The organism is Nocardia sp. NPDC060220 (genome assembly GCF_042727815.1).
Taxonomy (GTDB): Bacteria; Actinomycetota; Actinomycetes; order Mycobacteriales; family Mycobacteriaceae; genus Nocardia.
On record NZ_JBHWZY010000148.1, the window covers coordinates 1 to 10,723 of the forward strand.

A 10,723-nucleotide genomic window follows, 5' to 3' on the forward strand; every position below is an offset into this window, starting at 1 on the left:
GTCCCTGGCACAGTTCGTCGCCGACGAAATCGCCGGGCCGCTGGACGCCGACTTCCAGATCGGTGCACACGAACTGGATTGGCCGCGCATCGCCGATGTGGTTCCGCCGCCACCACTTCCGTTCGACCTCACCGCGCTTCCCGAGGGCAACCTCATGCGCAAGGCACTCGGGTCCCCGCCACTCGATGCTGCCGCGGCGAACACCGCGTCCTGGCGGCGCGCAGATCTCGGCGCCTACAACGGCCACGGCAATGCTCGCTCGCTCGCTCGCATCATGTCCGTGATCCCGTGCGGTGGGAGCGTTGACGGTGTCAAGTTGTTGTCTCCGGCCACGATTGAGCTGATCTTCGAGGAACAAAGCGACGGCAGAGACCGCGTGCTCGGCGTCCCGCTGCGCTTCGGCATCGGCTACGGCCTCCCCGAACCTCAAACCGTTCCCGCGATTCCTGACGGGCGAATCTGCTTCTGGGGTGGGTGGGGCGGATCCATGGTCGTCATGGACTTGGACCGCCGAATGACCATCACCTACATGATGAACAAGATGGGTCTCGGTCTCCTCGGTTCGCCGCGGAGCGAGGCGTACCTGCGCGCGGTCTATCAAGTAATCGACGCCTGATCGGCGCGCATACAACGCCCGGTTCAAATCCGGGCGCGCCTTGCCATGGCTTGGCACGGCAACCGAACCGGCTGACGCCCAGCGGTTCCGCGAGTTGCTCGTTGTTTCGTAGACGACTCCGCAACTTTGATTCGATTCGACAGTGGGAGAGAACAATGCGAGATCTGGTCCAGGGACCGTTACGCTCCCTCGGCGAGTTCTTCTATCTGTCGCTCGACACTTTCCGTGGCATGGTGACATGGCCCTTTCAAGGCAGGGAATTCCTCGAACAGTGCTGGTTCATCGTGCGAGTGTCGTTGTTGCCGACGCTGTTCGTCGCGCTTCCCTTCACCGCATTGATCAGTTTCACCTTCAATATCCTTGCCGCGGAATTCGGGTCATCGGATATCGCAGGTGCCGGTGCCACGCTAGGGGCGGTGACCCAGGTGGGACCCGTCGTCACCGTGCTGGTCGTAGCCGGGGCAGGTGCGACCGCAATCTGTGCCGACCTCGGGTCGCGGACGATTCGCGAGGAAATCGACGCGCTCGAGGTGCTCGGCATCGACCCGATTGTGCGGCTCGTTGCGCCGCGTGTGCTCGCCTCGACTGTGGTTGCGCTGCTGCTGAATGCGCTCGTGTGCGCGATCGGGATCGCGGGAAGCTTCTTCTTCTCGGTGTACTTCCAGAACGTCACACCCGGAGCGTTCGTCGATGGCATACCGCTGTTGACCGGACTACCGGAGCTTGTGATCTCCGAAATCAAAGCCGGGATGTTCGGACTCATCGCCGCGCTCGTCGCGTGCTCACGCGGTCTCACCGTGAGGGGTGGCCCAAAGGGCGTCGGCCAGGCCGTGAACGAGACGGTTGTCTACGCATTCATGGCCTTGTTCTTCGTAAATATCGCCCTCACGGCGATCGGTATCAAGATGACGGCGGGTAGCTGAATGACGTTGGCAGTACCTAGGTTCACGTCGCGACCGGCTCGCTTCGTGTTTCTCCGCGCGAAGTGGCTGAAACGGGCAGTCGACGAGATCGGCAGGCAAGCGGTCTTCTATCGGAAAGCGATAGTCGAAATCCCCCTCGCGCTGGTCCACTATCGCCGGGAAACACTACGGTTGGTCGCCGAAGTCGCACTCGGTTCCGGCGCCTTGGCGGTGATCGGCGGCACCATCGTCATCGTCGGATTCTTGACGATGTCAGCCGGGGCTGTCGTTGCGCTGCAGGGCTATACAACGCTAGGCGACATCGGCGTCGAGGCCTTGACCGGCTTCATCGCGGCGTATGTGAATGTGCGCGTCGCGGCACCGGTGATCGCCGGTGTCGGCCTAGCGGCGACCATCGGTGCCGGCGCGACGGCACAGATCGGCGCTATGCGCATTTCGGAGGAGATCGACGCGCTGGAGGTGATCGGCGTGCGATCGGTTCCGTACCTGGCGTCCTCGCGGATTCTCGCCGGCATGGTGGCGATCGTCCCGGTGTACGGAGTGGCGCTCATCGCCTCGTTCCTGGCGAGCCGAACGGCGACGGTCGTCGTATACGGCCAATCGGGCGGGGTATACGACCACTACTTCTACACGTTCCTCGTACCCACGGACCTGCTGTGGTCCTTCTTGCAGGCGATTTTGATGGGACTCGTCGTGATGCTCATTCACACCTATTTCGGCTACACCGCCAGCGGTGGGCCCGCGGGCGTGGGCGAGGCCGTCGGCCGAGCGGTTCGTTCGTCACTCGCTGCAGTGGTGTTCGTGACGCTGGCGGTGTCGCTGGCCGTGTACGGCACCTCCGGCAAGTTCAACTTCGCCGGATGATCAGGCGACTGCGGACGGGGCCGCGCGACCCCCACGTCACCACGGCAGGAATCCTCTTCACCGGCTGCGTCATTGTCATCGCCGCGCTCGTCGTAGCCCAATTCCGCGGTGAGTTCATCGACAGCGTGAAGGTCGAGCTGCTTGCGCAACGATCCGGGTTGAACCTCGACACGGGAGCCAGGGTGAAGCTCCTCGATGTACAGGTAGGCCGCGTCGGCAAGATCAGAGAAGAAGCGGGATACGTATCGATCGAGCTCGATCTCTCCCCCGAGCACGCACATTCGATTCCGGTCAACGTCGGTGCTTCGATCGAAAGCACGACTGTCTTCGGCGCAAAGTACGTTGCACTGGTTTTACCGCAATCTCCAGCAGCACAAGCGATTACGAGTGGGGCAACGATCGACAACCGAGATGTCACCCCTGAGATCAACACCCTGTTCGAACGGCTGACCACAGTGTTGAAGGCCGTCGCGCCGGAAAACCTCAACGCGACGCTCACGGCGATCTCCGACGCCCTGCGCGGCCGAGGCAAGCAATTCGGTCACACCATCGATCAGGCCGACGCCTATCTCACCCAGTTGCGTCCGAGCTTGGACAATCTGCAGCGCGATCTGGCGGCAACGGCCGACGTAGCCACCGTCTACGCGGACGCGGCACCGGACATCCTCGAGACTCTGCGGTCGTTGTCGACAACGGGAGACACTGTGGTGGACAACGTAGCTGGGCTCGACAGATTCTTCCTGGCAGCCATCGGAGTGGGACGGGCCGGCGGCGAGTTGCTCGAGGCGAACGGACAAGCCACCGAAGCGCTGTTGCGGTCGATCCGACCGACTACCGAACTGCTCGACGAGTACTCGCCAGGGCTGCCCTGCTTCTTCCAGGGGCTGGACAAAGCACGCGCCGACATCGAGTCCTTCGTCGGTGGCGCGGTGCCGGGAGTAAACATCAGTGCCACGCTGCTAGCCGGCGAGATGCCGTACCGCTACCCCCAGGACCTACCGAAGGTCGCTGCCAGCGGCGGTCCGCGGTGTGGCGAACTGCCCGTTCTCGACATCGCGAACGGACCGGCGAAATACCTCGCGACCGACACCGGAGTGAATCCGTACCTCCCCACGGATCGGCCGGCGCAGCTCAACGTCCTGGACTTCATGCTCTACGGCATCCCAGGGGGTAGACGATGAAGAACGCTGTGAAATTCGGCAGCTTCACGCTCGTCATGGTCATGGTTCTCGGGCTTCTCGTGTTGGTGCTCGGGCGAATTCGTCTCGACAGCAGGATCGACTATCGCGCCGAGTTCGCCGACGTGTCCGGGCTCGCCGAGGGCGATGTCGTCCGGGTAGCCGGTGTCGACGTAGGACGAGTGGGTGCCGTTGACTTGCGCGGCAGGGACGTGGACGTCGTGTTCGACATCGCTCGCGATATCCGGGTCACGAGTGATGCGCGCCTGACCGTGCGCTACTCGAACCTGCTCGGAGACCGCTACCTCGAGCTCGTCAACGGCGACCACCTCGACGAGCCGATGCAGGAGGGCGGCACCTTTCCGTTCGCACAGACAAACCCTGCCCTCGATATCGATTCCCTGCTCGGTGGGCTGGCACCACTGACGCGTTCGCTGGAACCCGAACAGATCGATCGCTTGACCGGTGAATTGATCCGTGTCCTGCAGGGACAAGGCGGGACGATCACCGGCATTCTGCAGGAGATCGCGATTCTCACCAGCACCCTCGCCGATCGTGACGCGCTGATCGGATCCGTTATCACCAACCTGGGTGCGGTACTCGGCACCGTCGGGAACGACAGCGGCGCGCTGTCCCGGGTGATCGACCATATGCAGCAACTGGTGTCGGCCCTGGCCGAACGGGGCACCCCGATCGCGGATGCGCTCGTGCAGGTCGAGTCGGCTTCCACGACACTGGCCGATCTACTCATTGCCGACCGCCAGCCCATCCGAGATGACATTGCCCAGGCAAACCGCACAGCAACACTTCTCGATGACGGCAGCGCACAGATCGAGGCCGTACTGACCGCCTTGCCGGAGGCCTACCAGCGGCTGACTCGGCTCGGCGCCTATGGCAGCTTCTTCAATTTCTACCTCTGCGCGGTGACGTTGAAGATCGACGGTCCCGCCGGCGCACCGATTGTCACGAAACTCGTGCAACAGAAACAAGGCAGGTGTGTGACACCGCAATGAGGCGATACGAGAACCGAAACGCAGTGCGGACAGGCGTCGTCGGCGGAATATTGATTCTGGCGACTGTCGCGACTGTCTCGAACTACGACCGACTACCTGTGCTCGACTCCGACAGCGAGATCCGGGCAATATTCGCCGATGCCGGCGGCCTGAAAACAGGCGATCGCGTCGAATTTTCCGGCGTGAATGTGGGCACCGTGCGCGACATCACGCTGCGCGGCACCGACGTCGAAGTGACGATGGGTGTCCGCCCCGATCTCGCACTCGGCGCCACCCCCAGCGCACAGGCAAGGACTCGGACTGCACTCGGCAGCAAAGCCGTTGTGCTCACCCCCAGCTCTGACGATCGGCGATTCGACTATGCCTCAGCGATCCCTCTCGAGCGAACCCGGTCACCCTACGACCTGCCCACCGAACTCGGTAAACTCACCGACAACGTCGCCGGGATCGACACCGAGCAACTATCGGACGCCTTGCACACGACATCGGGTGTGCTCGAGCAATCCTCGCCAGAACTCGAGGCCGCACTCGACGGCGTCGCGCGTTTGTCGGAAAGCCTGGGCTCTCGGGATCAGGCACTGCGGCAGTTGTTCGCCGACGGGTCGAAAGTGACCGGCGTGCTGGCGGAGCGCAGCCGACAGATCAACACCCTTGTCGTCGACGGCAACCGCATCCTCGCCGAGCTCGATGCGCGGCGCACTGCGATCGGGAAGCTGTCGAACTCTCTGTCGGCGGTCGCACAGCAGATCAGTAGCCTCATCGCCGAGAACCGCGAACAACTCGCACCGACACTCACGCGGTTGAACAGCGTGCTCGACCTGCTCGAGCGGAACAAGAGTTCCATCGACGCCGCACTGCCCGGTCTCGTCAAATATATGGGGACACTCGGCGAATCTGTCGGCAGTGGACCGTTTTTCAGCGCCTATGTCGGAAATCTGCTACCCGGCCAATTCATTCAGCCGTTCGTCGATGCCGCTCTGGGCGACGGTCGTGTGCCGCAACCGGAGGGGCCGCGATGAGACAGAAGCGAAAGATGTTGGTGAGCAGTGCCATCGCGGGCATTCTCGTCGCGCTGGCGGTTGTGAGTTATGTGATCGTTCCGCGGATCACGGACAAGGCGATCGTCGCGTACTTTCCCGCGGCCGTCGGACTGTACCCGGGTGATGACATACGCATACTCGGCGTGACGGTGGGTGTCGTGGACCGGATCGAGCCTGAAGGTACCCGTGTCGCAGTGCATTTGACCCTGGACCAGCGGTGGAAGCTGCCAGCTGACGCGCAAGCCGTCGTCGTATCGCCGACACTTGTCACCGCCCGATTCGTGCAGCTCACCCCGGCCTACGCCGGTGGACCCGAGCTGCCCGACGGCGGTTCGATTCCCGAAGAACGAACAGCCGTGCCGGTCGAGTGGGACAAGATCAAAGAACAGCTCACCCGCCTCGCGAAGCGATTGGGTCCACAGTCCGGTGAGCCGGGAAGTCTTGGTGAATTCGTCACCGACGCCGCGGGCACCATGCGCGGAAACGGCGCCACGTTCAATTCGACCCTGGCGAACCTCGCCCGGGCAACCACCACATTGTCCGACGGACGGACCGATCTCTTCGCCGCCGTAAGGAATCTGTCAGTGCTGGTGGACGCGCTCTCACAGAGTCACGCGCAGATCGTCGCATTCGGAGATCGGCTTGCGTCAGTATCAGAGCTCGTCGCGACAAGCGAGACGTCGTTGGGAGATACCCTCGCCGACCTCGACCTCGCGGTCGCCGACCTGCGGGCCTTCGTGGAGGAGAACAGAGCGGGAATCAGCGACACCGTCGACAAACTGGGCGGCGCCACGCAAGTCCTGGTGGACCGGCGACGCGACCTCGAACAGGTCCTGCACGCGTCGCCGACCGTGCTCGCGAACCTCGAGAACATTTATCAACCCGCTCAGAACTCCCTGACAGGAGCATTGGCGATGACGAACTTCGCCAACCCGGTCCAGTTCATCTGCTCGGCCATCGCTGCCGCCGGTGAGCAAGGCGCCGAGGAATCGACGAAGCTGTGCATCCACTACCTCGGACCATTGCTGAAGTCGCTCGCGTTCAACTATGCCCCGATCGGCGCCGTTGTCGGGAACTCGGTCGGCGCGCTTCCGGACCAGATCGAATACAGCGATCCGGCTCTCGAACAGGCTCCGCATGCGCCGCGCCCCTCCCCCGCGCCTGTCCAGGTTCCCGCACTGCCACCGTCGCTTCCTGGTTTCCCCGGTCTCATGCTGCCCACGCTTCCGCTGCCAGGAGGACCACGATGAGCGCAGTTGCCCGCCTGGTGTGCGTCCTTTGTTCGGCTTCGGTTCTCGCAGGGTGCGGGTGGACCGGGATCAACCAGTTTCCTCTACCTGGCTCTGTCGGCACCGGGGATGGTTCGTGGTCGATCGATATCGAGATGCCTGACGTTGCCACCCTCACCGAAAACGCGCGAGTACGCGTGAGTGATGTGACGGTGGGGACCGTGCGATCGATCAGGGTCGAAGACACACACGCTCTCGTGACGGTCTCTCTCGAGCCCGATATCGAATTACCCAATGGCACAACAGCCAAGATCGGTGCCACGAGCTTGCTCGGCTCGGCTCACCTGGAACTGCTGCCACCCAAATCGAGTCCAGTCGCAGCGCTGTTGCATGACGGTGATCGCATCTCGCTCGATAACGCCGACGCATATCCCACGACCGAGCAAACACTGTCGACGCTGTCGTTCCTGCTCACCGGTGGCGGGGTCGGCAAACTCGCCGAGATCAACCGCGAAGTAGGCGAAGCCTTGTCCGGTCGCGAGGACACTGTGCGCAGCCTGCTCGACAATCTGCGCGATTTCACCGGTCGGCTCAACCAGCAGCACGCCGATATCGTGGCGGCGCTCGACGGACTCGACCGCTTCTCGAACATCGTCGCCAGCGATCGCGAAACCCTCGATCAGGCACTGCTGACGCTGGATCCCGCGTTGACTACGCTGGACGCGCAGCGTGAGGATCTGATCGGCGCAGTCGATGCCATCGGACGATTCGCCCGTTCGGCCGACGCGCTCATCACCGCGAGCCGCGCGGACCTCGATGCCGACCTCCGGGCACTGGAGCCGGCATTACGTGCGCTGGCAGACTCCGGACCGTCCCTGACGTCCTCGCTCTCACTGCTCGCGACCCTGCCGTTCCCGATGAACTCCTATCGCAACGCCGTGCAAGGCGACTTCGCGAATCTGTTCTTGAATCTGGATTTGACGACCGCCCGGCTCGACCGGGCATTGCTGACCGGGACACCCGCGATGGGGCAGCTCGCCTCGCTCGGCGGCATCATCGGCCAGCTTCCGCCGTTCCCGCCGATCCAGGGCAATCCGCTCATCACGCCGCTGAACCTGGGGCAAACCCGTCCCACCGAACAAGGCGGTAACTGATGCTGCTCTCGCGACTCGTCAGATACCAGTTGATCGCGTTCGCTGTGATCACTGTTGTAGCCGTCGCCTGGATCGGGATGAAGTACCTTCGCGTCCCCGCCATACTCGGAATCGGCCGCCACACAGTAGAACTCGTGCTCCCTTCGGGCGGCGGACTCTACGAGAAATCGAACGTCACCTACCGCGGCATCCAGGTCGGCGTCGTCGACAACCTCCGTGTCGACGACGGTTCCGTTGTCGTCACGATGTTCCTCGACGGTGCTGTCGACATCCCCAAGACCGACATCGTCGCCGAAGTGCACAGTCGATCGGCCATCGGCGAGCAGTACATCGAACTGCTGCCGCAAACCGACTCCGGCCCCTATCTACATGACGGCGACACGATCGTCGGCGGCCGGTTGCCCACCCCTACAGCGGAACTGATCGACACGCTGGATCTCGCGTTGGCCGATGTTCCGCGTGATGATCTGCGTGCTCTCATCGACGAGAGCGGTACGGCGTTCCGCAACAAGGGCAACGATCTGCAGCAGATCATCGATGGGACAGGCGCATTCATCGATGAAGGATTGGCGAACATCGGCCCGACGCGGGCGCTGATCGACGGAGCCGGACCACTGCTCGACACCCAAGTAGCGAGCACAGAGTCTATTCGCGCATGGTCTGGCTACCTAGGTTCCATCACCCGAACGGTTGCCGACCGAGATGGCTCGTTGCGCAGCCTGATCGACAACGGTGGCCCGGCGGGAGAGGCGGGCGCTGCCCTGTTCACCGAGATCGCGACACCGCTTCCCCGGGCCCTCGCCAACCTCCATTCCATCGCCGACGTCCTGCGGATCTACAACCTCAGTGTCGAACAGATCCTCGTCATCTACCCGGCGGTCGCAGCAGCGATCCAGAGTGTGGCCGCCGGCTCGGAGCCGTCGATGGGCAACCTCGACTTCAACCTCAACCTCAACGTGCCGCCACCATGCACCACGGGTTTCCTTCCGCCCGATCAACGGCGTTCACCTGTGGACTCCGCACCCCTTCCGCTGCAAACACCCGCGTTCTGCGCTGTGCCGCAAGATGATCCGACAGTCGCTCGCGGCGCCCGAAATCTGCCCTGCACCGAAACCCCAGGGCGGCGTGCACCGACAGTCGAGCAATGCAAAGACCCCGCCGGCTACGTCCCGCTCGGCGAGAACACCCCACTCGAGACGGGAGAGAAATGAGATGGCTGACCGTTTGACCGCCTTGCTGCATGCCTTGCGCCGCACCGACCGGCTGATTGCCGCGACCATCGGATTCGCGATCGTCGCGGCGGTATTCACCGGCCTCGCGGCAACGTCGCTGCGAGACCACCGCGCCATAGAGCGGGAGCGTATCGAGAACGCCGAGATTCTCGATGCCGCCAGGTCGGGAATACTCGCGATGATCTCGATCCGTGACGCCTCGGCGCCAGACGATGTCAAGAAGGTCCTCGACCAATCCACCGGCGCATTCAAAACGGACTTCGAGGCACGGTCGGCAGCATTCGTGTCGGTTGTGCAGCAAGCGAAAGTGGTCACTACCGGTGACGTAGTCGCTCAGGGCATCGAATCCAGGGACGACGAAACAGCGACCGTGCTGGTGTACGCGACCTCGTCGGTCACCAACGCCGCCGGCGCCGAGAACGAGACCAGAAGCTGGCGTCTCCGCGTGACGATGACCGACGATCACAACCGCTACAAGATGTCGAAAGTGGAGTTCGTGGCATGAAAATACCTGTGCTGAAACATCTTCGAACACGATCGCGAGCTGTACTCGTGCTGTGTGCGAGCGCTGCCCTCGTCGCGGTATCCGGCTGGGCCTATCTGGCATTCGTGGTTACTCCGCGTGACGTGGTTACGGGATCGACGCAGCAGCAGTCCGCCGTCGACGCAGCCACCCATGCCGCGGTGGCGATTCTCAGCTACGGATCGGACACCGTCGACTCCGACCTCGAACACGCCAACGACCTGCTGACCGGAGCGTTCGCCGGGTACTACGGCACCTTCACACGCGACGTCGTTATCCCCGCGGCGAAGGAGAAAAGGATCGACACCTCGGCGACTGTGGTGGGGAAGGCGATCACCGAGTTCACCGAAGACCGCGCCGACGTCATGGTCTTCCTGAACCAGTCCACGACAACAGCCGACTCCACAGAGCCGATCACTACGAGTACGACGGTCCGCATGGAAGTGGAACGCCACGGCAACGCGTGGCTGGTCTCGAAATTCGACCCGGCCTAAATGGGAGTAGACGATGAATATCGACTTGGTAGATCCGATTCAACAGCTCGTGACAGCACTCGCTTACCTGCTGATTCGAGGTCATCTACCTGGCTGATCCTTGGCATTCGACCTCTTCCGACCTTCCTTTTCCCCTAATCCGAACAGGAGTGAACTGTTGACTACAACTCGCACCGCCATTGTCACAGGCGCCGCGCGCGGCATCGGGGCGGCAGTAGCCGTCAGGCTGGCCGGCGACGGCCACGCGGTTGCCATCGTCGATCTCGATGAGGCAGCCTGCAAACCCATCGTCGAAACGATCGAGCGAGCCGGAGGCACGGCAATCGCTGTCGGCGTCGACGTTTCCGATGAAGCCGGCGTCCAATCGGCTGTCGAGAAGGTTGCCGGCGAACTGGGCCAGCCGACCATCTTGGTGAACAACGCCGGTGTCCTCCGGGACAACCTGCTGTACAAGATG

General features: G+C 62.9%; 12 protein-coding genes. All 12 read left to right on the plus strand.

Annotated features, from left to right (window positions below):
• Nucleotides 1-616 (plus strand): serine hydrolase domain-containing protein (locus ACFWF3_RS10350; RefSeq protein WP_379313383.1); only part of this gene is annotated, 616 nt, incomplete at its 5' end.
• A 155-nt stretch (nt 617-771) separates the two neighbouring features.
• Nucleotides 772-1,539 carry an MlaE family ABC transporter permease gene (locus ACFWF3_RS10355; RefSeq protein ID WP_379313394.1) on the plus strand — a complete coding sequence of 256 codons (768 nt, stop codon included), beginning with the start codon at nt 772-774 and terminating at the stop codon, nt 1,537-1,539.
• A gap of 45 nt (nt 1,540-1,584) precedes the next feature.
• On the plus strand, nt 1,585-2,403 hold the full coding sequence (locus tag ACFWF3_RS10360; RefSeq protein ID WP_379313384.1) for an MlaE family ABC transporter permease: 819 nt from the start codon (nt 1,585-1,587) through the stop codon (nt 2,401-2,403).
• Entirely contained in the window at nt 2,400-3,584 is a 1,185-nt protein-coding gene (locus ACFWF3_RS10365) for an MCE family protein (RefSeq protein ID WP_379313385.1), read from the plus strand. Before ACFWF3_RS10360 ends, ACFWF3_RS10365 begins: the two co-directional genes overlap by 4 nt.
• Nucleotides 3,581-4,594: an MCE family protein gene (locus ACFWF3_RS10370; protein ID WP_379313386.1), complete on the plus strand. Its 1,014-nt coding sequence runs from the start codon at nt 3,581-3,583 to the stop codon at nt 4,592-4,594. Before ACFWF3_RS10365 ends, ACFWF3_RS10370 begins: the two co-directional genes overlap by 4 nt.
• A complete protein-coding gene (locus tag ACFWF3_RS10375; protein ID WP_379313387.1) occupies nt 4,591-5,613 on the plus strand; it encodes an MCE family protein in 1,023 nt (340 codons plus the stop codon). The genes ACFWF3_RS10370 and ACFWF3_RS10375 overlap by 4 nt, the downstream gene beginning before the upstream one ends.
• Nucleotides 5,610-6,884 carry an MCE family protein gene (locus ACFWF3_RS10380; protein ID WP_379313388.1) on the plus strand — a complete coding sequence of 425 codons (1,275 nt, stop codon included), beginning with the start codon at nt 5,610-5,612 and terminating at the stop codon, nt 6,882-6,884. Before ACFWF3_RS10375 ends, ACFWF3_RS10380 begins: the two co-directional genes overlap by 4 nt.
• Complete coding sequence (locus ACFWF3_RS10385; RefSeq protein ID WP_379313389.1) at nt 6,881-8,017, plus strand: MCE family protein; 1,137 nt, start codon at nt 6,881-6,883, stop codon at nt 8,015-8,017. Before ACFWF3_RS10380 ends, ACFWF3_RS10385 begins: the two co-directional genes overlap by 4 nt.
• Nucleotides 8,017-9,228 (plus strand): MCE family protein, encoded by a 1,212-nt coding sequence (locus tag ACFWF3_RS10390; protein WP_379313390.1) that lies wholly within the window; start codon nt 8,017-8,019, stop codon nt 9,226-9,228. Before ACFWF3_RS10385 ends, ACFWF3_RS10390 begins: the two co-directional genes overlap by 1 nt.
• 1 nt (nt 9,229) lies before the next feature.
• Nucleotides 9,230-9,754 (plus strand): hypothetical protein, encoded by a 525-nt coding sequence (locus tag ACFWF3_RS10395; RefSeq protein WP_379313392.1) that lies wholly within the window; start codon nt 9,230-9,232, stop codon nt 9,752-9,754.
• 47 nt (nt 9,755-9,801) lie between these two features.
• Nucleotides 9,802-10,266, plus strand: coding sequence for a hypothetical protein (locus ACFWF3_RS10400; RefSeq protein ID WP_379313393.1), 465 nt, complete (start codon nt 9,802-9,804; stop codon nt 10,264-10,266).
• Between the two features lie 154 nt (nt 10,267-10,420).
• Nucleotides 10,421-10,723 (plus strand): SDR family NAD(P)-dependent oxidoreductase (locus ACFWF3_RS10405; protein ID WP_379313396.1); only part of this gene is annotated, 303 nt, incomplete at its 3' end.

What these genes read in the sequence shown, in the direction of transcription:
- ACFWF3_RS10390 (WP_379313390.1), top strand. Translation starts at nt 8,017, where the DNA reads ATGCTGCTCTCGCGACTCGTCAGATACCAGTTGATCGCGTTCGCTGTG.
- ACFWF3_RS10380 (WP_379313388.1), top strand. Translation starts at nt 5,610, where the DNA reads ATGAGACAGAAGCGAAAGATGTTGGTGAGCAGTGCCATCGCGGGCATT.
- ACFWF3_RS10385 (WP_379313389.1), top strand. Translation starts at nt 6,881, where the DNA reads ATGAGCGCAGTTGCCCGCCTGGTGTGCGTCCTTTGTTCGGCTTCGGTT.
- ACFWF3_RS10395 (WP_379313392.1), top strand. Translation starts at nt 9,230, where the DNA reads ATGGCTGACCGTTTGACCGCCTTGCTGCATGCCTTGCGCCGCACCGAC.
- ACFWF3_RS10375 (WP_379313387.1), top strand. Translation starts at nt 4,591, where the DNA reads ATGAGGCGATACGAGAACCGAAACGCAGTGCGGACAGGCGTCGTCGGC.
- ACFWF3_RS10370 (WP_379313386.1), top strand. Translation starts at nt 3,581, where the DNA reads ATGAAGAACGCTGTGAAATTCGGCAGCTTCACGCTCGTCATGGTCATG.
- ACFWF3_RS10355 (WP_379313394.1), top strand. Translation starts at nt 772, where the DNA reads ATGCGAGATCTGGTCCAGGGACCGTTACGCTCCCTCGGCGAGTTCTTC.
- ACFWF3_RS10365 (WP_379313385.1), top strand. Translation starts at nt 2,400, where the DNA reads ATGATCAGGCGACTGCGGACGGGGCCGCGCGACCCCCACGTCACCACG.